19 protein-coding genes are annotated in these 21,579 nt (G+C 61.4%); 14 read left to right on the top strand and 5 right to left on the bottom strand.

The window, feature by feature from the left end; translation table 11 throughout:
- Positions 1 to 2 precede the first annotated feature (2 nt).
- From HU724_RS11285 to HU724_RS11255, 7 genes are all read left to right on the top strand, one after another.
- The gene (locus HU724_RS11285) at positions 3 to 647 is read left to right on the top strand and encodes a cysteine hydrolase family protein (protein WP_186569211.1); all 645 of its coding nucleotides are present in this window, start codon (positions 3 to 5) and stop codon (positions 645 to 647) included.
- Positions 644 to 1,975, top strand: coding sequence for a type I glutamate--ammonia ligase (locus HU724_RS11280; protein WP_186569210.1), 1,332 nt, complete (start codon positions 644 to 646; stop codon positions 1,973 to 1,975). The genes HU724_RS11285 and HU724_RS11280 overlap by 4 nt, the downstream gene beginning before the upstream one ends.
- Positions 1,959 to 2,711: an N-formylglutamate amidohydrolase gene (locus HU724_RS11275; RefSeq protein ID WP_186569209.1), complete on the top strand. Its 753-nt coding sequence runs from the start codon at positions 1,959 to 1,961 to the stop codon at positions 2,709 to 2,711. The genes HU724_RS11280 and HU724_RS11275 overlap by 17 nt, the downstream gene beginning before the upstream one ends.
- Positions 2,712 to 2,765: 54 nt before the next feature.
- Entirely contained in the window at positions 2,766 to 4,115 is a 1,350-nt protein-coding gene (locus HU724_RS11270; protein ID WP_186569208.1) for an APC family permease, read from the top strand.
- 118 nt (positions 4,116 to 4,233) lie between these two features.
- Positions 4,234 to 5,250, top strand: coding sequence for an arginine N-succinyltransferase (locus tag HU724_RS11265; protein WP_186569207.1), 1,017 nt, complete (start codon positions 4,234 to 4,236; stop codon positions 5,248 to 5,250).
- Between the two features lie 49 nt (positions 5,251 to 5,299).
- Complete coding sequence (gene astA, locus HU724_RS11260; RefSeq protein WP_016774124.1) at positions 5,300 to 6,334, top strand: arginine N-succinyltransferase; 1,035 nt, start codon at positions 5,300 to 5,302, stop codon at positions 6,332 to 6,334.
- A 153-nt stretch (positions 6,335 to 6,487) separates the two neighbouring features.
- On the top strand, positions 6,488 to 7,357 hold the full coding sequence (locus HU724_RS11255; RefSeq protein WP_024012471.1) for an isocitrate lyase/PEP mutase family protein: 870 nt from the start codon (positions 6,488 to 6,490) through the stop codon (positions 7,355 to 7,357).
- A gap of 171 nt (positions 7,358 to 7,528) precedes the next feature.
- Here HU724_RS11255 and HU724_RS11250 read toward each other — a convergent pair whose 3' ends face one another.
- The 5 genes from HU724_RS11250 to HU724_RS11230 all read right to left on the bottom strand — a co-directional run bounded on the left by HU724_RS11250 (position 7,529) and on the right by HU724_RS11230 (position 12,557).
- Positions 7,529 to 8,704 (bottom strand): baeRF3 domain-containing protein, encoded by a 1,176-nt coding sequence (locus HU724_RS11250; RefSeq protein ID WP_186569206.1) that lies wholly within the window; start codon positions 8,702 to 8,704, stop codon positions 7,529 to 7,531.
- Positions 8,705 to 8,715: 11 nt separating this feature from the next.
- Positions 8,716 to 9,141 carry an HPF/RaiA family ribosome-associated protein gene (locus HU724_RS11245; RefSeq protein WP_186569205.1) on the bottom strand — a complete coding sequence of 142 codons (426 nt, stop codon included), beginning with the start codon at positions 9,139 to 9,141 and terminating at the stop codon, positions 8,716 to 8,718.
- Positions 9,142 to 9,178: 37 nt separating this feature from the next.
- Positions 9,179 to 9,643, bottom strand: a complete 465-nt coding sequence (locus HU724_RS11240; RefSeq protein WP_186569290.1) for a hypothetical protein — start codon at positions 9,641 to 9,643, stop codon at positions 9,179 to 9,181.
- A 391-nt stretch (positions 9,644 to 10,034) separates the two neighbouring features.
- On the bottom strand, positions 10,035 to 11,273 hold the full coding sequence (locus HU724_RS11235; protein WP_186569204.1) for a M20/M25/M40 family metallo-hydrolase: 1,239 nt from the start codon (positions 11,271 to 11,273) through the stop codon (positions 10,035 to 10,037).
- 210 nt (positions 11,274 to 11,483) lie between these two features.
- On the bottom strand, positions 11,484 to 12,557 hold the full coding sequence (locus tag HU724_RS11230) for a diguanylate cyclase (RefSeq protein ID WP_186569287.1): 1,074 nt from the start codon (positions 12,555 to 12,557) through the stop codon (positions 11,484 to 11,486).
- A 188-nt stretch (positions 12,558 to 12,745) separates the two neighbouring features.
- Here HU724_RS11230 and HU724_RS11225 point away from each other — a divergent pair, with 188 nt between their 5' ends.
- From HU724_RS11225 to HU724_RS11195, 7 genes are all read left to right on the top strand, one after another.
- Positions 12,746 to 14,200: a flavin-containing monooxygenase gene (locus HU724_RS11225; protein WP_186569203.1), complete on the top strand. Its 1,455-nt coding sequence runs from the start codon at positions 12,746 to 12,748 to the stop codon at positions 14,198 to 14,200.
- 21 nt (positions 14,201 to 14,221) lie between these two features.
- Positions 14,222 to 15,148: an alpha/beta fold hydrolase gene (locus tag HU724_RS11220; RefSeq protein WP_186569202.1), complete on the top strand. Its 927-nt coding sequence runs from the start codon at positions 14,222 to 14,224 to the stop codon at positions 15,146 to 15,148.
- Positions 15,149 to 15,311: 163 nt separating this feature from the next.
- The gene (gene glcD, locus HU724_RS11215) at positions 15,312 to 16,811 is read left to right on the top strand and encodes a glycolate oxidase subunit GlcD (protein ID WP_186569201.1); all 1,500 of its coding nucleotides are present in this window, start codon (positions 15,312 to 15,314) and stop codon (positions 16,809 to 16,811) included.
- Complete coding sequence (gene glcE, locus HU724_RS11210; RefSeq protein ID WP_186569200.1) at positions 16,811 to 17,860, top strand: glycolate oxidase subunit GlcE; 1,050 nt, start codon at positions 16,811 to 16,813, stop codon at positions 17,858 to 17,860. Before glcD ends, glcE begins: the two co-directional genes overlap by 1 nt.
- Before the next feature lie 2 nt (positions 17,861 to 17,862).
- On the top strand, positions 17,863 to 19,083 hold the full coding sequence (glcF, locus tag HU724_RS11205; RefSeq protein WP_186569199.1) for a glycolate oxidase subunit GlcF: 1,221 nt from the start codon (positions 17,863 to 17,865) through the stop codon (positions 19,081 to 19,083).
- 88 nt (positions 19,084 to 19,171) lie between these two features.
- Positions 19,172 to 20,551, top strand: coding sequence for a 2-oxoadipate dioxygenase/decarboxylase HglS (gene hglS, locus HU724_RS11200; RefSeq protein ID WP_186569198.1), 1,380 nt, complete (start codon positions 19,172 to 19,174; stop codon positions 20,549 to 20,551).
- 447 nt (positions 20,552 to 20,998) lie between these two features.
- Positions 20,999 to 21,514 (top strand): Hcp family type VI secretion system effector, encoded by a 516-nt coding sequence (locus HU724_RS11195; RefSeq protein WP_007949952.1) that lies wholly within the window; start codon positions 20,999 to 21,001, stop codon positions 21,512 to 21,514.
- Positions 21,515 to 21,579: the final 65 nt, after the last annotated feature.

Here is a 21,579-nt window from a genome sequence, read left to right as displayed (position 1 = left end):
GGATGTTCAGCCTTCCCCACCGCTCGCCTCGGGACCTGCCGTTTGCGACCGACCACACCGCTTTGCTGCTGGTGGACATGCAGCGCGCCTGGCTCGAACCGCAATTCGACCCGCACCTGAGCGAGCCGGATGCCGAGTATTTTCTCCAGCGCACGCGCAAGCAAGTGGTGCCCAATCAGCAACGTCTGCTTGGCGCCTTTCGCCGGGCGCAGCAGAACGTGCTGCACACGATCATCGAAAGCCTGACCGCCGACGGTCGCGACCGCTCGCTGGATCACAAACTGTCTGACATGCACTTGCCCAAGGGCAGCGTGCAAGCGCAGGTCATCGCTGAGCTGACCCCGACCGAGAACGAAATCGTGCTGCCGAAGACCTCCTCCGGAGTGTTCAACTCGACCAACATCGATTACGTACTGCGCAACCTGCAAACCCGCCATCTGATCATCGCCGGCATCGTCACCGACCAATGTGTCGACATGGCCGTGCGCGATGCCGCTGACCGGGGCTATCTGGTGACGCTGGTTGAAGACGCGTGCGCCACGTACAGCGCCGAACGCCATCACGCCTGCCTCAACGCGATCAAGGGTTATTGCTGGATCACCGACACCGACACTGTGCTCGGGCGTTTACAGGAGATGCAGCCATGAGCCCGCGCCTGACGCCGTTGCCGATGACCACACTGGTGACAACCGACCTGATCGGCATCACCCGTGGCCGCTCGTTTCCCAGCGATGAGCTGGAGCACTACCAGGCCGCGGGTTGCGGTTGGGTACCGGCCAACAGTGCGTTGACGCCGCAAGACATCATCGCTTCGAGCAATCCGTGGGGCGCGTACGGCGACCTGCGGCTGATTCCGGATCTGAGCAGCCGCGTCACTGTCGGCAGCGGCCCGGACGCCAATGCACCGGTGCTGGATTTCATTCACGCCGATATTCGCGAAACCGATGGCCAGGCGTGGGGTGCCTGCCCGCGCACGCTGCTGAGTGATGAAATCGAGCGCTATCACGATGAGTTGGGGTTGCAGGTCAACGCCGCCTTCGAACATGAATTCAACCTGCACGCAGGTATTGCCGAACACGCGGCGTTCTCTCTCGAGGCGCAGCGCCAAGGCGCCGAATTCGGCGGCTGGCTGCTCAGCGCCCTGCGCGCCGGCGGGGTCGAGCCGGAAATGTTCCTGCCGGAATACGGCAAGCATCAATACGAAATCACCTGCCGCCCGACCCTTGGCGTGGCGGCGGCGGATCGCGCGGTCAACGTGCGGGAAATCAGCCGGGAAATCGCCCGGCAGATGGGCCTGGAGCTGAGTTTTGCGCCGAAGACCGCCGCCGAGGCGGTGTGCAACGGTGTCCATCTGCACGTCAGCCTGCTCGATCTGGCCGGTCAGCCGATGCTCTACGACGCCGGCACCAGCAATGGTCTGTCGAGCATCGGTCAGCACTGGGCTGCCGGCGTCCTGCACTATTTGCCGGCGCTGTGCGCGTTCACCGCGCCGACGCCGCTGTCGTACCAGCGGTTGCAGCCGCACCACTGGAGCGCGTCGTATGCGTGTCTGGGGCAGCAGAACCGTGAAGCGGCGCTGCGCATCTGCCCGACTGTGACCTTGGGCGGCAAGTCCGCCGCGCAGCAGTTCAACCTGGAATTCCGCGCCATGGACGCCACTGCCTCGCCGCATCTGGCCATGGCTGCGCTGCTGATTGCCGGGCGGCTGGGCATCGAACAGCGTCTGGCGCTGAACGCGGTTACCGATGAAATTCCCGATTCACTCAACGACGAGCAACGCAAGGCCCGGGGCATCGTCGCCCTGCCCGCCTCGCTGGCCCAGGCGCTGGATTGCCTGCGTGACAGTGCAGCCTTCAACGAATGGCTGCCCAAGCCGTTGCTCGACACTTATTACGCCCTGAAAACCGAGGAATTGGCGCTGACGGAACAGCTCTCGCCCGCTGACCTGTGTGAGCACTATGCACGCCTGTACTGAATCCGCCGAGCTTGGGTTGTACACCCGCCCGGTCTACAACCTGAGCCGCGAGGATTCGACGAATCCGTTGATCCTCGTGTGCGAACACGCCAGTCGCTACATCCCCGACGCCCTGAACAATCTGGGCCTGGACGAGGCAGCCGCCCGCGAACATATCGCCTGGGACATCGGCGCGCTGCAACTGGCCGAACAGTTATCGGAACAGCTCGGCGCCACGTTGCTCAGCGCCAATTATTCACGGCTGCTGATCGACCTCAACCGCCCGCGCCATGCCCCGGACAGCATCCCGCTGCAGAGCGAGATCTACCCGATACCCGGCAACCGCGAGCTGGATGAGGCGACCCGCGAGTACCGGCGACAGACATTGTTCAAACCGTTTCATGCGCGCTTGCAGATGTTGATCGACGAGCGCATTGCCAGAGGTCTGCCGGTGCGTGTAGTCGGTATTCACAGTTTCACCCCGGTGTATTACGGCCAGCCGCGACCACTGGAAGTCGGCGTGTTGTTCGGCCAGGCCCAGGACTATGCTCAGTGCCTGCTCGACGGGCTGCAAGCGCACCCGCTGAAAGTCGCGGGCAACCAGCCGTACAAAATTGATCCCTTGGGCGACATGACCGTGCCCGTGCACGGTGATGCAAGGGGCCTTGAGGCGGTGCTGATCGAGGTGCGCAATGATCTGCTGCGCAGCCCCGAAGCGGTCTCGCGCTGGGCAGGTTACCTCGCACCTTTGCTGTAAACGATGGACCGATAAAACATAAACCGACCGATAGCTGACAAGGAGTTGCGCTTCATGGAAATTGAAGAATTCGGCTACAAGCAAGAGTTGAAACGTAGCCTGACGCTGACCGATCTGGTGGTGTACGGGATGATCTTCATGATCCCCATCGCCCCGTTCGGTGTGTATGGCTACGTCAACGCCGAAGCACCGGGGATGGTGCCGCTGGCGTACATCATCGGCATGGTGGCGATGCTGTTCACCGCGCTGAGTTACGGCAGCATGGCCAAGGCCTTTCCGGTTGCCGGTTCCGTATATTCCTACGCGCAACGCGGGCTTAATCAACACGTCGGTTTCATCGCTGGCTGGCTGATGCTGCTCGATTACCTGCTGATTCCGCCGCTGCTGTACCTGTATTCGGCGATGGCGCTCAACCATTTTTACCCGGACATTCCCAAGGTCGGCTTCATCCTGGCGTTTCTGGTCAGCGCAACATTCGTCAACCTGCGCGGCATCACCTTCACCGCGCGGATGAACATGCTGTTCCTGCTGGCACAACTGGTGGTGCTGGGCATCTTCCTGTTCTACGCCTGGAACGCCCTGCACAACGGTGGCGGAAACGGTGAGCTGACACTGGCGCCGCTGTATCACCCGGAAACCTTCAACTTCGCTCTGCTGATGCAAGCGGTGTCGATCGCCGTGCTGTCGTTCCTCGGCTTCGACGCGATCTCCACCCTCGCCGAAGAAATCAAGGAAGATCCGGGCCGCAGTGTCGGCAAGGCAGCGCTGATCACTCTGGCAGTGATGGGCACGATTTTCGTCGTACAAACGTGGATCGCCACCGATCTGGCGGCAGGCATGGGTTTCAAATCCGCCGACACCGCGTTTTATGAAATTGCCGAAATCGCCGCTGGCAGCTGGCTGGCGACCCTGACCGCCGTCGCCACGGCGCTGGCCTGGGGCGTTGCTGTAGCGATCACCTCGCAGGCCGCCGTCTCGCGCCTGCTGTTCGGCATGGCCCGCGACGGCAAGCTGCCGAAGGTGCTGGCCAAGGTCCACCCGAAACACAACACGCCGTACCTGAGCATTTATCTGGTAGCGGTATTGTCACTGCTGATCTGCTACCTGTTCATCGACGCGGTCGACATTCTCACCTCGCTGATCAACTTCGGCGCCCTCAGCGGTTTCATGCTGCTGCACCTGACGGTGATCAACCACTACTGGCGTCGGCAGAAGTCGGGGCAGTTTGTGCGCCATCTGCTCTGCCCGGTGATCGGCTTCATCATCGTCGCCGCTATCATGTACAACATGGGCGTCGATGCGCAGAAACTCGGCCTGATCTGGATTGCCCTGGGCCTGGTGTACCTGTTCTTCCTCAACAAGCTCGGCGCCAGCACAGCGCTGCCCGATCCGAGCAAAGGCTGACAAGAAAAAGAGCGGCGCCTGACAACAAATCAGGCGACCGCCGATTCAACGCGTGGAAACCGACAGTGATAGTCAGGTTCGGCGAATGGGCCAAACCTTTTGATACAGGAGTACATCCATGCTGGTCTTACGCCCAGTCGAGCAGAATGATCTGCCCCAGCTACAGCGCCTGGCCCGCGAGAGCCTGATCGGCGTGACCTCGCTGCCGGATGACAGCGAGCACCTGCGCGAAAAAATCGCCGCGTCGTGCGCGTCCTTCGATAGCGCCGCCAAGGCGCAGGGGCCGGAGAACTACTTCTTCGTGCTGGAAGATCTCGAACGCCGGCAATTGGTCGGCTGCTCGGAAATCCTCGCCACCGCCGGCTTCAAGGAGCCGTTCTACAGCCTGCGCAACCGCCATTTCACCAGTGCTTCGCGGGAATTGAACATCGAGCACGGCGTACCGGCGTTGTCGCTATGCCATGACCTCAGCGGGCATACCTTGCTACGCGGTTTCCACATTGACGCCGCGCTGGTGCGTACGCCGTTTTCCGAACTGTTGTCGCGGGCGCGCCTGCTGTTCGTTGCTGCGCATGCACAGCGGTTCTCCGAGGCGGTGATCACCGAAATCGTCGGCTATAGCGACGAGCAGGGTCATTCGCCATTCTGGGATGCGCTGGGCAAGCACTTTTTCGATCTGCCCTACGCGGAAGCCGAGCGTCTGTGCGGTTTGCAGAGCCGCACGTTCCTCGCCGAACTGATGCCGCAATACCCGATCTACGTACCGATGCTGCCGCCAGCAGCGCAGGACTGCATCGGCCGCGTGCATCCGGACGGCCAGGAAGCCTTCGACATCCTCGCGCGGGAAGGCTTCGAAACCAACAGCTACATCGACCTGTTCGACGCCGGCCCGACCCTGTATGCGCGCACCGCGAACATTCGCTCGATCGCCGACAGCCAAACGGCCATCGTCCGCCAACAAGCATCGACCGACGCCCGTGGCCGTTACCTGCTGAGCAACGACGCCCTGCATGACTACCGCGCGATGGTCACCGAACTCGACTATCACCCCGGTCAGCCGCTGCCCCTGACACCCGCCATCTGCGCGGCGCTGAAGGTCAGCGATGGCAGCTCGATACGGCTGGTCGCTCTGTGAGCCGCGTTAGCCATCCGCGCCTGAATCGGTACGCCAAAGGAGTTGGAGCATGATTGTCCGTCCGGTAAAAGTCAGCGACCTGCCTGCCTTGATGACCCTCGTTGAACAGGCAGGGCCAGGTTTCACCACCCTTCCGGCGAACGAAGACCGCTTGGCGCACCGAGTGCGTTGGGCACAGCGCGCATTCGCCGAACAGGTGGAGCGCGCCGATGCCGATTACCTGTTTGTCCTTGAGGATGATGAGCAGCGCGTGGTCGGTGTCAGCGCGATGGCCGGCGCCGTTGGCTTGCGCGAGCCCTGGTACAACTACCGGCTCGGGGTGACCGTCAGTTCGGCGCCGGATCTGGGCATTCAGCGGCAGATCCCGACATTGTTCCTGAACAACGAACTGACGGGCCAATCGGAGCTGTGCTCGCTGTTCCTGCGCCATGACCAGCGCAACGGCAGCAATGGCCGCCTGTTGTCGCTGGGTCGTCTGTTGTTCGTCGCCGAATTTCCGCACCTGTTTGGCGAGAAGATGATCGCCGAACTGCGCGGCAGTGCCGATGAAAACGGTTGCTCGCCGTTCTGGGACAGCCTCGGCCGGCATTTCTTCCAGATGGATTTCACCCACGCCGATCACTTGTCGGGCCTGGGCAACAAAGCCTTTATCGCCGAACTGATGCCGCGCCAGCCGCTGTACACCTGCCTGCTCACCGAACAGGCGCAGGCGGCGATCGGCCAGACGCATCCGAACACCCAGCCGGCGTTGAAAATTCTTCAAGCTGAAGGCTTCGCGCACAAAGGCTATATCGACATTTTCGACGGTGGCCCGGTCATCGAGGCGCCAATCCGCAGCATCCGCACGGTACGCGACAGCCTCGAACTGACCCTGAGCCTCGGCACCCCCGACGAGCAGGCGCCACTGTGGCTGATTCACAACCGCCGGCTGGAAAACTGCCGCATCACCGCGGCCCACGGTCGACTTGTCGGCAACAGCCTGGTGGTCGACCGACTCACCGCCAAACGCCTGCAATTGCAGCCGGGCAATTCGGTGCGTGCGGTGCTCCTGCCCCATCAACAGCAACATGCCGTGGCGGCCTGATTTTCCAGCACGGGAGATTAAACCTTTCAGCCGCCAGTCCTGCCGCGCAAATTCGTCATGATTCTTGACCCATTCGCGTGATAGCCTTTTCATTCTTCGGCGTTGACACCTTTGCTCAAGCCTTTCCATTCCTTATGTATTGGTGGAACTCGTATGACCAGGCTTTCCCATCAAGATTTGCGCCGCAATTTCCGTCAGCTGCTGGCCTCCGACACCTGCTACCACACGGCTTCGGTGTTCGACCCGATGTCGGCCCGTATCGCCGCTGACCTGGGTTTTGAAGTAGGTATCCTCGGCGGTTCCGTGGCTTCGCTACAGGTGCTCGGCGCACCGGACTTCGCCCTGATCACCCTCAGCGAATTCGCCGAACAGGCCACGCGCATCGGTCGCGTCGCCCAATTGCCAGTGATCGCCGACGCCGACCACGGCTACGGCAATGCCCTCAACGTGATGCGCACCATCGTCGAACTGGAACGCGCCGGCGTCGCTGCACTGACCATCGAAGACACCCTGCTGCCCGCGCAATTCGGGCGCAAATCCACCGACCTGATCACCGTGGCCGAAGGCGTCGGCAAGATCCGCGCGGCGCTGGAAGCCCGGGTTGACACCGAGATGGCCATCATCGCCCGCACCAATGCCGGCATTCTGCCGAACCAGGAAATCATCAGCCGCACCCGCCAATATCAAGCGGCGGGCGCTGACGGTATCTGCATGGTCGGCGTGCAGGACTTCGATCAACTGGAACAAATCGCCGAACATCTGACCGTGCCGTTGATGCTGGTCACCTACGGCAACCCGGCCCTGCGCGACGACAAACGCCTGGCCGAACTGGGAGTACGCGTGACCATCGACGGCCACGGCGCCTACTTCGCCGCGATCAAGGCCACCTACGACAGCCTGCGCGAACAGCGGCAAATCTTCACCCAGGCCGCCGATTTGAGCGCGACCGAGTTGACCCACACCTACACCCAGCCCGAGGAATACATCCTCTGGGCCAAGGAATATATGAGCGTCAAGGAGTGACGGTTTGCCCGAGCTGACGCCATCGCTGGCAAGCCAGCTCCCACAGGGTTTGCGTTGAACCATCGATTGAGGTTTAACGCGCAACCTGTGGAGCCTGGCTTGCCAGAGATGAGGGTAGCCGTCACAGCGCTGAACCGACGTAAGTAACTGAGCAACGTCTCGGCTAATCGATCAATACCGATAAACCGCTGCCGCCCCCGTCTCAGTCGGCATCGAGCGTTCCGGCGGTACAACCACCACCTCACCGCCCTGGCGGATCACCGCCAGAATCAGTTCGTCGAGTACGTCCTTCGAATGAATTTTGCGGCTATCAGCAGCCTCGCGGTTCAGCGCATTGGCCGCAATGGTCCCGGCAATTTCACGCTCGGCCTCAACCAGCAACAAAGCTACCCTGCCCTCTACCGCTGCCTGGGCAATCTCCGACAAATGTTGCCCCACCGCTCCCTGACCGAGCGCCACGCCATAGCGATCGAATGCTTTGTTCAGCCCATCGTCATGACGCTTGCGTAACACAACCGCGCAGGCTGCCGCCAGTTGCGCGGGCTGAAGCGTTGCCGGATCCCGCTCGATGCCGTCGGGTAACAGAAACGGGTTATGGCTCACCGTACGGAAGACCGCCTGGTTCTCCGGCAGCGCAACGAGCACCAGCGGCAGGCTGGACTGGCGCGAGCAATGCTCAGTGACAGCTTTATCGACCGCGCGGAAAAACCGCTCTCGATCGAGGTTGATTTCATCCTGCTTACCGCCACCGCCCGACTCGTGGATCATCGGATCACCACGCTCCCCCCCACCGCTGAAGCCATCGGGATGGCCCTGCTGATCGCGTGGCGTGAGCTCGTTACCGAGCGCATCCGCCAGTCGGGTGGGCACCGCTTCGGGCAGCTCGACCTCCTGCATCTGCTGCCCCGTCCCTTGATACATCTGCACGCTGTCACGGGACAGGCACAGCACTTGGCAACGATCAATCACCGGCGCCAGGCGCAGCAACGGCTTGAGATACGGATGGCTGTTGACGATGACCGCTTCGCGAACCGCCTGATGCAGGCCGACCACGATGAAATGCTCCTCGCCGCCGAAAACTGCGATGGACTCGGGGCAGGTGTTCCAGAAGGACTGATCGTCCAGCAGCTCATGAAATGGCGCGAGCACGATGTCCCTGGGCGACTCGGGAGAATGTTGTTCGAGCAAACTTTCGAGTTGCCTGACCAGATTCTTGAAACGGATCGGGTCTTGCGAGCGTTCCGGAAAGGTTCGATGCGCCGGCATGTACAGGCTGAGGTTGAGACGGTCATTCAGGGCCAACAGTGTGCTCAGCGTTTCGTGGGTAAAGGTTTGAATCCGGGCCATGACGACACTCCTTACTCTTTCTCCAGGTCAACTTGTCTGGCGAGAAACTCGTCTTCGAGCATGGCGTCGATTTCCGCTGGCGAATCCTCCCGTACCGGCGGTGCCGTCAGGCGTCCGGTCGATTCGACGCGCGGCGACAGGCGCCCCACCAGGTGCTCCAGCGCATGGGCAATCTTTTTTGCCGCTCCTGCGACGGCCAGCTCCAGACTTTCGGCATGATGGCTGGCCGACAGCGAGGTGTGCCCCTTGGGATGCGCCTCGATCTGGCAGCGCTTGTCTTGCGCACCGGATTTCTGTGCGTTGACGTCGCCAACGTGAATTTCCAATCGGGTCAGAAAAGACGTATAGCGGTCCAGTTCATCGACCACCGTACTGCCCACCCAGTCCTGCAGTTCGGCGCTGCCTTCGATATGGTTGCTGTCTACTTGTACTTGCATGGTGAAATACTCCGCGTGCTCTGGGCTTGAGAGGCAATCAGCAGCTTCCCGGCGGGATGCCGTCCTTGTTGAAGTCCTTAAAGCGCTCGCGCTCCTGTTCGGTGGAATGCGCAGGCAAGGTGTCGTTCGGCTGATTGTTCGGCGGGTTGTTCGGTTGATCTTTCTTTTCATCAGTCATGATGACGCTCCCGTTGGTTGCTACACGTGCGGCGCCTTGCGATCGCTGAGGCTGTTCGTCTTCGTGGCCTTTCGGTAGTCGAAGCGACGAGATTTTCAAACAATCGCGCTGCTCACGCGCAAGGCTCTCGAGGGTAAATTCACGCGCGTCATCCGCCACGTTTATCAGCAACTGCCAATCGTCACGGGTGATCCATTCGTGCAGCAGCAATTCGTCGGCACGCTGGATCAGGGTGCGGTGATAATCCTCGGGGAAATCCAGGCGATAGGCGTCGTCCTCCAGCAACAGACGCCACGCTTTCAGTTCCATTTCAAGACTTGTCATCTGTCGTTCTCCTCATCAGTCAACACGCAGCGCCTGTCGAGGCTCACCGTGCAAAGTCGACTGCGCCTATCGTGCGCTCATTCCTCTGCGTCGACGGGCGGCGTGATACAGCGAAACGGCCGTATTGAAAGGGCTGCGGTCTCATGGAGATGACAAGCAAGCAATCAGGAAGCTTCGGTTTTTTTGCACTGAAAACCGATGAGCGGTGTGTAGCTTTAATGGGATTGAAGCGCAGCGAGGTTGGCACAACAGGCACAATCTCAGCGCTTGTGCCGGTTTTCCAGTGCGCCCGGAACCGTCTCAAGCACAGGCGCAGCTCACTCAAGCAGCCGCGCTCTGTTTTTTACCGACTGGTGTTCTGATCGTACCTACAATCAAGACACCCGTAGCTTCAACGCGGCTTGGCCAGTTCGATGATCATCCGCGACAACAGATAAATCCGCGGCGCCACGCTCGCCACTTCGGCATATTCCTCAGGCGTGTGAATATTGCCGCCGACGATCCCGAAGCCATCCAGCGTCGGCGTCCCGACGCCTGCGGACAGACTGGCATCCGCCGCGCCACCACTGCCCTCCTCGGTCAGCTTGCGGCCAATCTCGCCGTAAATTCCCTGGGCCATGGCCATCAGGCGATCCGACTCAGCGGTCTGCGGCATCGGCGGCAAACCGCGCTGCAAGGACGTTTTCACTTCGGTCTCGGCAATCAACTTGTCCTGCGACACCCGCGCCAGATCCTTCTCGATGCGATCAAACTCCTCCGGCACCGCCGCACGCACATCCGCCTTGGCCGTGGCCTGATCAGGAATTACGTTGGTGCGATCGCCGGCCTTGAGCACGGTGAAGTTGATGGTGGTCTTCTTCGCCTCGTCGCCAAGCTTGCCCAGTTGCAGAATCTGATGCGCCGCTTCCATCGCCGCGTTCCGTCCGAGCTCTGGCGCGACCCCGGCGTGGGCGGCTTTGCCTTTGACTTCGACCAGCGCCGTCGCACTGCCCTTGCGCCACACCACCAGGCCATCAGCCGGGCGGCCCGGTTCGAGGTTGAGGGTGACGTCGTGCTGTTTGGCGGTTTTCTTGATCAGGTCGGTGGCGACGTCCGAGCCGGTTTCTTCGCTGGCGTCGAGCAGGAAGGTGATCTGCGCGTAGTCTTTGAAGTCGAGGTTCTTCAGCACTTTAAGCGCGTAGATGCCGGCGACGATGCCGCCCTTGTCGTCCATCACCCCCGGCCCGTAGGCACGCCCGTCCTTGATGTGGAATGGCCGCTCGGCCGCGGAGCCTTCCTTGAACACCGTGTCCATGTGCGCCATCAGCAGGATTTTCGCCTTGCCGGTGCCTTTGAGCGTGGCCAGCACGTGGTTGGATTTTTCCGGGGTGTTGGGTACCAGTTCGATGGTGGCGCCGATTTTTTTCAGCTCATCGATGGCGATATCGCTGACCTGTTTCAGGCCCGGCTCATAACCTGAGCCGGAGTCGATATTGACCAGCCGTTCCAGTAACTTCAGGGCTTCGGGCTGGTACTGCTCGGCATCGGCGAGCACTTGTTTATGCGGTTCGGCGCAAGCGTTCACGGCCGAGAACGCGAGGGACAGACCGAGACTGGCGGCCAGCAGAGAGCGGGGAAATGAGAACGTCATGAAGCAGTCCTTGTTTCGTGTCGGGGGACTTCAACCGTAACCGACATCGGCGCGAGGCTCTATAGCGGATGCGACACTGATCTAACCGACAACACATACCCCCGGTGGGAGCGAGCCTGCTCGCGAAGGCGTCGTGGCAAACCATATTGATACCGACTGACCCAGCGCTTTCGCGAGCAGGCTCGCTCCCACAGGCATCAGCAACCCTCGTCAAACCGAATCCAGCAGCGCCTGCCTCGGTTTGTTGTCACTGTTGCAGATCACCCGATTGCGCCCACTGGCCTTGGCTTCGTACAACGCCTGATCGGCCTCATCCAGCCAACGCGTGGCGTCGGCATGGCTCGGGTCGTAGGCGGCCAGGCCAATGCTCAGACTGACCTTCAACGCCGGGTTCTGCTCGTAGCCCATCACCGCAAAACGCTCGCGCAAGGCTTCCATGGCCTGAGCGGCATTGAACAGCGGCAGTTCCGGCAGGATCACGCAGAACTCATCCCCGCCGTATCGCCCGGCCACGTCCGTGGCGCGCAGATTATGTTTGAGCAGTTTGCTCAACTGGCGCAGGACGATATCGCCAGCGACATGCCCATAGGTGTCATTGATCGCTTTGAAGTGGTCGATGTCGATCAGCGCAATCGCCGCCCCCTGCTGCTGGCGTTTGCAGCGCTGGAACGCGAGGTTCAGTTGATCCTTCCACGCGCCGTGATTGAGCAGGCCGGTCAGGCTGTCGGTGCGACTCAACGCCAACAGCTCACGCTTGTGCCGACCGAGGGTCGAGGCCTGACGAAAGCAGATCCAGCCCAGCGCCAGCGGATACAGCAACAGCAGCGGCAAACAGGCGTACAACTGCAGCGGCGTTGTTGGCGGGATGAACGTCGGCGCAAACACCACCAGCCCGACGCCGATGCCCAATAGCTGCGCCGCCGTCCCGGCGAGTAGAAACCGCCCACCGCCAATGGCGACGTTGTTCATTGCCATCATCGAAATCGTGGTCGCGCTGGGCAAGGGATTGAACTGCATGGCGGCGACCCAGAAGCCGCCCATGAATGCGTCGATCAGCAAATTGCGGTGTTCGGCGCGAAACGGCACGCTCGAGCTGCGCGCCCATTGAAACGCCAGATGCGGCCAGATCAGGCCGTTGAACAGCATCAGGCCCCACACCCACAGCGGCGGATCGAGGGCATACATCGCCACGCCGACACACATCAGCCCGAGCAGCAGCCCGAACACCCGCGACCTGTACAGCCTCCTGGCCAGTGAAAGTCCCTTTCCCCGCGTATTTCCCATAAGGGCCTCGACCGCGCGATGCATGGTTACATCCCGACAAGGATGTGTCCGGAGTCTATCAGGGCGCCGTTAAATAGCCATCACCGGCCAGCGGCCTGAATAGAGCGCCATCAGCGCCGCACACATGGCCAGGAGTTGGCTATAAATGAAAGAGGGGAAATGGAAAAACAACTATAAAAAGGGGGCACATGCATACCTACGCTGTGTTGATCATCGGCAGCGGTTTCGGCGGCCAGTGCGCGGCGGTCAACCTGCTCAAGGCCGGGATCGACGATTTTCGCATCCTGGAAAGACGCGACTTCTTCGGCGGCACCTGGTGCCAGAACACCTACCCCGGCGCAGCGGTGGACGTGCCGTCGCCGCTCTATTCGCTGTCATTCGCGCCCTACCGCTGGTCGCAGATGTTCGCCGAACAGGCGGAACTGCGGCGCTACACCGAACAGCTGATCGAGCAGTTCGGTTTACGCGAGCGCGTGGAACTGGGGGCCGATGTCGAGCGCGTCGAGTGGGACGAAGCGGAAAAACACTGGACGGTGCAAACCCGCGCCAAGGGCATCTTCCATACCCAATTCCTGATCAATGCTTCCGGGCCGTTGAGTCAGCCGGTCATCCCGCACTTTCCTGGGATGGATCGCTTTCAAGGCAAGACTTTTCACACAAATAATTGGGATCACAGCTACGACTATCGCGGTAAACGCGTGGCGATCGTCGGCAGCGGGGCCAGCGCCGCCCAGGTGATCCCGGCGATTGCACCCCAGGTCGAACATCTGCATGTGTTCCAACGCACGCCGCATTGGGTGCTGCCGCGTGCCGATCGCAAATTCGGCCGTTTACAGCGCTGGCTGCTTGGCCTGAAGCCGGCGTACAAGCTGCTGCGCTGGCTGATTTACTGGCAATTCGAAACCCGGGTGATCGCCTTCAAATACTCGAGACCAGCGATTCATCTGGTCCAGCGACATGCGCTGCGGTTCCTCAAGCGCCAGGTTCCAGACCCGGTACTGCGACAGAAACTCACCCCGGACTTCACCATCGGCTGCAAACGCGTTTTGGTCTCCAGCACGTACTACCCGGCGCTGAGCCGCGCCAACGTCACGTTGCACAGTCGCGAGCACGGCATCGCTTCGATCGACGATAGCGGGATCAACACCGTGGACGGCGAGCATCTCGATGTAGACCTGATCGTCTGGTCCACCGGTTACGACGCCACCGACGGGGTGATTTCCTACCCGGTCAGCGGTAAAAACGCGGTGCAACTCAGAGATGTCTGGGCCGAATACCCGCGCGCGTACCTCGGCACCAGCCTGCCGGATTTCCCCAACCTGTTTATCGTCACCGGGCCGAACACCGGCATTGGCCACACCTCGGCGCTGTTCATCATCGAATCGCAGATGAACTACATCCTCGACTGCATCCGCACCGTACGGGCCAAAGGCCTGCGCAGCATCGAAGTGCGCCGTGACGCAGAACGTACCTACACTGCAATGATCCACCGGGAAATGCAGCGCACGGTGTGGAAGTCCGGTGGTTGCCACAGTTGGTACCAGAGCAAGAGCGGTCATGTGATCGCGATGTTTCCCGGCTTCAGTTTCAGCTATCACCTGCTGACCCGGGCGCTGAAACCGGCCGACCATATTTTGTCCTGAACACGTAAAAGGAAGACGTCGATGCTTTTGCTGTTTGTCGCACTCGCGGTTTTCGTGGCCTGGAGCTGGTTGAGTTACCCGGCGGTCGGCCATTGGTTGTACAACCTGGCCATGGCCAGCGAGGCCAGGTTGTACAAATTGCACAAGATCGAAGTGCCGATCGCCGAGATGACCGTGTCGACCTGGCAAGGCGGGCCGTATGAGGCGTCCAGCGCGATCCTGATGCTGCACGGCTTCAGCGCCGATAAAAACCTCTGGCTGCGCTGCGCCCGGCACTTCGTCCGTCAGTATCGGGTGATCATTCCGGATCTGGCCGGCCACGGTGAGACTGGCTTCAAGGCTGGCGGCGGTTACGACATTGCGGTTCAGGCCAAACGCATGATTCAACTGCTCGACGTCTGCGGCGTGGAGAAAGTCCACGTCATCGGCAACTCCATGGGCGGCTACATTGCCGCGTGGCTGGCGGCGACCTATCCGGAGCGAATCGCCTCGCTGGCATTGATCGACCCGGCCGGCGTCACCGCACCGGAGCCAAGCGACATGGAGCGCCATCTGGCGCGCGGGCATAATCCGTTCCTGATCAACTCCCGCGAAGAATTTCAGCGCTTTTATGCGATGACCATGGAGTCGCCGCCGTGGGTACCGAAGCTGGTGCTGGACGCCGTCGCCCAGCGCTATGAGCAACAACGTGACGAGCTCGAAGAAATCTTCCGCGACTTCCGCGCCAGCCCGCCGATGGAGCCGAAACTGGCCGAGATCAAATGCCCGGCGCTGTTGCTGTGGGGGCGCAAGGATCGCCTGATCGACGTCAGCAGCGTGCCGGTGTGGAGCAAAGGCATCGCCAATCTCGAAGTGGATGTGTGGGATCACGTCGGGCACATGCCGATGGTCGAACAGCCGGGAAATACCGCGCGGCTGTACGGGGAATTTCTGGAACGAAAGCGATGAAGATAGATATTCGCGATGCCTCAGGTGGCGCAACTGATCGTTCCAATGCTCTGCGTGGGAATGCCTCAGGGGACGCTGTGCGTCCAGTGACGCAGAGCGTCACGGGCTACATTCCCACGCAGAGCGTGGGAACGATCAGCGGAGACAGAAGGTTGGCGTTCCCATGAACATCCTTTACGACGAACGCCTCGACGGTCCGTTGCCCGAGGTGAACAAGGGCGAATTGCTCAAGGCTCTGCAACACGCCCTGCCGGACCTGGACATCCTCTGGCGCGAAGATGAACTCAAACCCTACGAATGCGACGGCCTCTCCGCCTACCGCACCACGCCGATGCTGGTCGCCCTGCCCCGGCGTCTGGAGCAAGTGCAAACCCTGCTGAAACTCTGCCATCAGAACAACGTGCCCGTGGTCGCGCGGGGTGCCGGCACTGGATTGTCCGGCGGCGCGCTGCCGCTGGAAAAGGGCCTGTTGCTGGTGATGGCGCGGTTCAACAGCATCCTGCACATCGACCCCGCTGCACGTATCGCGCGGGTTCAGCCGGGGGTGCGCAATCTCGCCATCTCCCAGGCGGCGGCCCCGTTCGGCTTGTATTACGCACCGGATCCGTCATCGCAGATCGCCTGTTCGATCGGCGGCAACGTCGCGGAAAACGCTGGTGGCGTGCATTGCCTCAAGTACGGCCTGACCGTGCACAACGTGCTGAAAATCGAAGTGCTGACCATTGAGGGCGAACGCCTGACGCTAGGCTCCGAGGCGCTCGATTCAGCCGGTTTCGACCTGCTCGCCTTGTTCACCGGCTCCGAAGGCCTGCTGGGGATCATCACCGAAGTCACGGTGAAGTTATTGCCCAAACCGCAAGTCGCCAAGGTCCTGCTCGGCAGTTTCGATTCAGTGGAAAAGGCCGGCCGCGCGGTTGCCGAAATCATCGCAGCCGGGATCATTCCGGGTGGTCTGGAAATGATGGACAACCTGGCCATCCGCGCCGCCGAAGATTTTATCCACGCCGGCTATCCGGTCGACGCCGAGGCGATTCTGCTGTGCGAACTGGACGGTGTCGAAGCCGACGTGCACGACGATTGCCAGCGCGTACGGGAAGTCATGACAGCGGCCGGCGCCACTGAAGTGCGCCAGGCCCAGAACGAGGCTGAACGCGCGCGTTTCTGGGCCGGGCGCAAAAACGCGTTTCCGGCGATCGGCCGGTTGTCGCCGGATTATTACTGCATGGACGGCACCATCCCGCGCCGCGAATTGCCCGCTGTGCTGCAAGGTATCGCCAGCCTCGGCGAAGAATATGGCTTGCGCGTGGCCAACGTGTTCCATGCCGGCGACGGCAACATGCATCCGCTGATTCTGTTCGACGCCAACCAGCCAGGGGAGCTGCATCGGGCCGAGGCACTGGGCGGCAAGATCCTCGAACTGTGCGTCAAGGTAGGCGGCAGCATCACCGGCGAGCACGGCGTCGGTCGCGAGAAAATCAATCAGATGTGCGCGCAGTTCAACAGCGACGAGTTATTGCTGTTTCATGCGGTGAAAGCCGCGTTCGATCCGCAGGGCCTGCTCAATCCCGGCAAGAACATTCCGACCCTGCACCGCTGCGCCGAATTCGGCGCGATGCACATTCACGCCGGGCAACTGCCCTTCCCCGAGCTGGAGCGATTCTGATGGCTGATTTCGACGCCGCCGCGGCCCTGCTCGACCAGGTCAACGCCGCGCGGACCAATGCCACGCCGCTGAAGATTCAGGGCGGCAACAGCAAGGCCTTTCTCGGCCGCGAGGTGGCCGGCGAAGTGCTCGACACCCGCGCCCATCGCGGCATCGTTCAGTACGACCCGACCGAACTGGTGGTCACCGCACGTGCCGGCACGCCGTTGTCCGAGCTGCTCGCGGCGCTGGATGACGCTGGGCAAATGTTGCCCTGCGAACCGCCATCCTTTGCCGACAGCGCCACGGTCGGCGGCATGGTCGCCGCAGGGTTGTCCGGGCCACGCCGGCCGTGGTCCGGCTCGGTACGCGACTTCGTTCTCGGCACGCGGGTAATCACCGGCCTCGGTCAACATCTGCGCTTCGGCGGCGAAGTGATGAAAAACGTCGCCGGTTATGACCTGTCGCGGCTGATGGCCGGCAGTTTCGGTTGCCTCGGCGTGCTCACCGAAGTGTCGCTGAAAGTCCTGCCGAAACCACGCCAGTGCCTGAGCATTCGCCTCGATATCGACTGCGCTCGGGCCTTGAGCAAACTTGCCGAATGGGGCCAGCAACCGCTGCCGATCAGCGCCGCGTGCCACGATGGCCGGAGCCTGTACCTGCGTCTGGAAGGTGGCGAAGGCTCGGTAACGGCGGCGCATCAACGCCTCGGCGGCGAGCCGTTGGATTCGGTTTTCTGGCGCGACCTCAACGAACAGCGCCTGAGTTTTTTCGACGAAGGTTTGCCGTTGTGGCGCCTGTCATTGCCGAACAATCTCGGCCCGCTCGAACTGCCCGGCGAGCAACTGATCGATTGGGCCGGTGCGCAACGCTGGGTGAAATCCGAACGCCCTGAGATTCACGCACTCGCCCATTCCTTGGGCGGCCATGCAACGTGCTTTACCCACGGTGCCACCGACTCGCCGTTTCAACCCTTGGCGCCAACCCTGCTGCGCTACCACCGGCAACTCAAGGCGCAACTCGACCCGCAAGGGCTGTTCAACCCCGGACGAATGTACGCGGAGGTCTAGCCATGCAAACCACCCTCAGCGAGCAATCGCGGCAATTGCCCCGCGCTGGCGAAGCGGAAAAGATCCTGCGCACCTGCGTGCATTGCGGCTTCTGCAACGCGACGTGCCCGACCTATCAATTGCTCGGCGATGAACTCGATGGCCCGCGGGGACGCATTTATCTGATCAAGCAAGTGCTGGAAGGCGCACCGGCCACCGAGCAGACGCAACTGCATCTGGATCGTTGCCTGTCGTGCCGCAACTGCGAAACCACCTGCCCGTCCGGCGTCGATTATCACAACCTGCTCGACATTGGCCGCGCGGTAGTCGACAGCGCGGTGCCGCGCCCCGCCGCCCAGCGCTTGCTGCGCGAAGGCTTGCGCGCGTTGGCGCCGAATCCGGCTGTGTTCAAAGGCTTGCTGCGCATCGGCGCGACCTTTCGGCCGCTGCTGCCGCGCCTGCTGGAAAGCAAACTGCCGCAGCGCTTGGATGTTATGGGGTCGCGCCCTGCTCCTCGGCATGCGCGCCGGGTGTTGTTGCTCGAAGGTTGCGTGCAACCGGGCCTGTCGCCGAACACCAATGACGCGACCGCGCGGGTGCTCGATCGCTTGGGCATCAGCGTCACCCCGGTGAGCGAGGCCGGTTGCTGCGGCGCCCTCGACTATCACCTCGACGCTCAGGGCAAAGGTCTCGACCGCGCTCGACAGAACATCGACGCCTGGTGGCCGCATCTGCAGAACGGCGCCGAAGCCATCGTGCAGACGGCCAGCGGTTGCGGCGCGTTCATCAAGGATTACGGGCATTTGCTTGCGGACGATCCGGTCTATGCCGACAAGGCTCGGCAGATCAGCGAAATGACTCGGGACCTGGTGCAAGTCATCGCGCAGGAACCGCTGGAACAGGTCTGCGCCGCCAGCGAACGACGCATCGCCGTGCATTGCCCGTGCACTTTGCAGCACGCGCTGAAACTCGGCGGCGCCGTGGAAACAGTGCTGACCCGACTCGGCTTCAACCTCACGCCGGTACCGGATGGCCATTTGTGCTGCGGCTCGGCGGGCACTTACTCGCTGACCCAACCGGTGCTGGCGCGGCAACTGCGTGACCATCGACTCAACGCCCTGGAAAGCGGCCGGCCGGAGTTGATCGTCACTTCCAACGTGGGCTGTCAGAGCCATCTGGCGAGCGCCGGGCGCACGCCGGTCAGGCACTGGATCGAACTGATGGATCAGTCGTTGGCAGAATGAAGTTCGTAGGATTCTTCGTTTGCCCGCGTGGGCGAAGGCTGCGATCTTTTCCGGCATCCATTTCGTCACCGTGGCAGGAATTTTTTTCATGACCGTGCAACCGTTCGTCAGCCCCGACCTGATCCGCCAACGCTTCTCCCGAGCGATGTCCGACATGTACCGCGAAGAGGTGCCGCTGTACGGCGCGCTGATGGAACTGGTGGAGAAAACCAATTGCGAAGTGCTGGCACGTCAGCCTGACATTGCCGGTCAACTCAAGCGCACCGGCGAAATCGAACGCCTGGACATGGAACGCCACGGCGCCATCCGGGTAGGCACCGCGACCGAATTGGCCACCCTCGCCCGCTTGTTCGCGGTGATGGGCATGCAACCGGTGGGTTATTACGACCTGACCCCGGCGGGCGTGCCGGTGCATTCAACGGCGTTTCGCGCGGTGCATGAAGAGGCGCTGCAGGTCAGCCCGTTTCGCGTGTTTACCTCGTTGCTGCGCCTGGAGCTGATTGAAGATCCTGAATTGCGTTCGTTTGCCGAGTCGGTACTGGCCCGTCGTTCGATTTTTACTGAAGAGGCGTTGCGCCTGATTGAACAGGCGGAAACGGCGGGCGGACTGAATGAAGCGGAGGCCGTGGAATTCGTCCGACAGGCACTGGAGACTTTTCGCTGGCACCACAGCGCCACCGTCAGCGCCGCGCAGTACCAGAAACTCAGCGCTCAGCACCGCTTGATCGCCGATGTCGTTGCGTTCAAAGGCCCGCACATCAACCACCTGACCCCACGCACGCTGGACATCGACACCGTGCAGCAACAGATGCCTGCCCATGGCATTACACCAAAAGCGGTGATCGAAGGCCCACCGCGTCGCAACTGCCCGATCCTGCTGCGCCAGACCAGCTTCAAAGCGCTGGACGAGCCGATCGCCTTCACCGATCAGCCCGAAACCCGTGGCAGCCACAGCGCGCGCTTCGGCGAAATCGAACAACGCGGCGCCGCCCTCACGCCCAAGGGCCGAGCGCTGTATGACCGCTTGTTGAATGCCGCTCGCGATGAACTGGGCGACTTCCCCAATGAAGCCAATGCCGCACGCTACGACGCGCTGATGACTCAGCACTTTGCCGAATTTCCTGACAGCACTGAGGGCATGCGCGAACAGGGGCTGGCGTACTTTCGTTATTTCCTCACGGAAAAGGGTTTGGCCGCTGGAGGACTTGGTGAGTCGTCCCTGGAGGACTTGCTGCGCGATGGCTACGTGAAAGCGGAGCCGCTGGTGTACGAAGATTTCCTGCCGGTGAGCGCAGCGGGGATTTTTCAGTCGAACCTCGGCGATTCTGCGCAGACGCATTACGCCGAACATTCCAATCGCCAGGCTTTCGAACAGGCGCTGGGGCGTTCGACCATTGATGAGTTGGGGTTGTACGCCGAGACGCAACGGCGGTCGGTTGAGGAGTGTTTGACCCGACTCGCGCGTTAAAACATTAAAAGATCGCAGCCTACGGCAGCTCCTACAGGGGAAACGCATTCCAAATGTAGGAGCTGCCGCAGGCTGCGATCTTTTGATCTGAAGCTATGAGGCAATCTTTGCCTCCATAGCAATCTTTGCCTCCACAAAGGCATCTGGCCATTGTGCGCAAGAAGTTGCGCAGTAGGTCGTAATATTTCAGGGCCTAAATCCCCCGTAGCCCAAGCGGGTCAGGGCCTGCAGCCAAGTGCGCAAGAAGTTGCGCAGTACTGCGCAACTTCTTGCGCACTTCCTCCCGACTTTTCCGCTGAAAATCGCCCCGAATGATGACCAACCAACGTCGCGCCCCCGCCATCCGGGCACCGCGCAAAACCTGGCACGCTCCTTGATAACCCTCAGCCACCCACCGGGCGATTTCGCCTCCGGGCACCCTAACTTTATCCGCAAGGAGAGCACCCCATGGCAACACCAGCGTACATGTCGGTTACCGGCGAAAAACAAGGCCTGATCACTGCCGGCGCTTTCACCGCCGACTCCGTTGGCAACACCTACCAGGAAGGCCACGAAGACCAGGTCATGGTTCAGGCTTTCACCCACGACGTGATCATCCCGCGTGACCCGCAATCCGGTCAGCCAACCGGTCAGCGCGTACACAAGCCAGTCGTGATCACCAAGGTCTACGACAAGGCTTCGCCACTGCTGCAAGCAGCACTGACTTCCGGCGAGCGCATGAGCGAAATCGTTATCCAGTGGTACCGCACTTCGGCTCAAGGCACCCAAGAGCACTACTACACCACCAAACTGGAAGACGCGATCATCGTCGCCATCAACAACAAAATGCACAACTGCCAGGATCCAGGCAACGCGCACTTCACCCACCTGGAAGAAGTGCAGTTCACCTACCGCAAAATCACCTGGACCCACGAAGTATCCGGTACTTCGGGTTCCGATGACTGGCGTGCTCCAGTCGTTTAATTACGGCTGACCGTTACACGCATCGGCCAGCTCTGCTGGTCGATGTTGTTTACGCCCCTCCAGAA

Origin of the sequence: Pseudomonas iranensis, assembly GCF_014268585.2 — a bacterium.
In the GTDB taxonomy this organism is placed as follows: Bacteria; Pseudomonadota; Gammaproteobacteria; order Pseudomonadales; family Pseudomonadaceae; genus Aquipseudomonas; species Aquipseudomonas iranensis.
This window is presented reverse-complemented; position numbering and strand designations above follow the sequence as displayed.

Coding starts and splice junctions, on each gene's coding strand:
- HU724_RS11285 (WP_186569211.1), top strand. CDS start 3: ATGTTCAGCCTTCCCCACCGCTCGCCTCGGGACCTGCCGTTTGCGACC.
- HU724_RS11280 (WP_186569210.1), top strand. CDS start 644: ATGAGCCCGCGCCTGACGCCGTTGCCGATGACCACACTGGTGACAACC.
- HU724_RS11275 (WP_186569209.1), top strand. CDS start 1,959: ATGCACGCCTGTACTGAATCCGCCGAGCTTGGGTTGTACACCCGCCCG.
- HU724_RS11270 (WP_186569208.1), top strand. CDS start 2,766: ATGGAAATTGAAGAATTCGGCTACAAGCAAGAGTTGAAACGTAGCCTG.
- HU724_RS11265 (WP_186569207.1), top strand. CDS start 4,234: ATGCTGGTCTTACGCCCAGTCGAGCAGAATGATCTGCCCCAGCTACAG.
- astA (WP_016774124.1), top strand. CDS start 5,300: ATGATTGTCCGTCCGGTAAAAGTCAGCGACCTGCCTGCCTTGATGACC.
- HU724_RS11255 (WP_024012471.1), top strand. CDS start 6,488: ATGACCAGGCTTTCCCATCAAGATTTGCGCCGCAATTTCCGTCAGCTG.
- HU724_RS11250 (WP_186569206.1), bottom strand. CDS start 8,704: ATGGCCCGGATTCAAACCTTTACCCACGAAACGCTGAGCACACTGTTG.
- HU724_RS11245 (WP_186569205.1), bottom strand. CDS start 9,141: ATGCAAGTACAAGTAGACAGCAACCATATCGAAGGCAGCGCCGAACTG.
- HU724_RS11240 (WP_186569290.1), bottom strand. CDS start 9,643: ATGACAAGTCTTGAAATGGAACTGAAAGCGTGGCGTCTGTTGCTGGAG.
- HU724_RS11235 (WP_186569204.1), bottom strand. CDS start 11,273: ATGACGTTCTCATTTCCCCGCTCTCTGCTGGCCGCCAGTCTCGGTCTG.
- HU724_RS11230 (WP_186569287.1), bottom strand. CDS start 12,557: ATGGGAAATACGCGGGGAAAGGGACTTTCACTGGCCAGGAGGCTGTAC.
- HU724_RS11225 (WP_186569203.1), top strand. CDS start 12,746: ATGCATACCTACGCTGTGTTGATCATCGGCAGCGGTTTCGGCGGCCAG.
- HU724_RS11220 (WP_186569202.1), top strand. CDS start 14,222: ATGCTTTTGCTGTTTGTCGCACTCGCGGTTTTCGTGGCCTGGAGCTGG.
- glcD (WP_186569201.1), top strand. CDS start 15,312: ATGAACATCCTTTACGACGAACGCCTCGACGGTCCGTTGCCCGAGGTG.
- glcE (WP_186569200.1), top strand. CDS start 16,811: ATGGCTGATTTCGACGCCGCCGCGGCCCTGCTCGACCAGGTCAACGCC.
- glcF (WP_186569199.1), top strand. CDS start 17,863: ATGCAAACCACCCTCAGCGAGCAATCGCGGCAATTGCCCCGCGCTGGC.
- hglS (WP_186569198.1), top strand. CDS start 19,172: ATGACCGTGCAACCGTTCGTCAGCCCCGACCTGATCCGCCAACGCTTC.
- HU724_RS11195 (WP_007949952.1), top strand. CDS start 20,999: ATGGCAACACCAGCGTACATGTCGGTTACCGGCGAAAAACAAGGCCTG.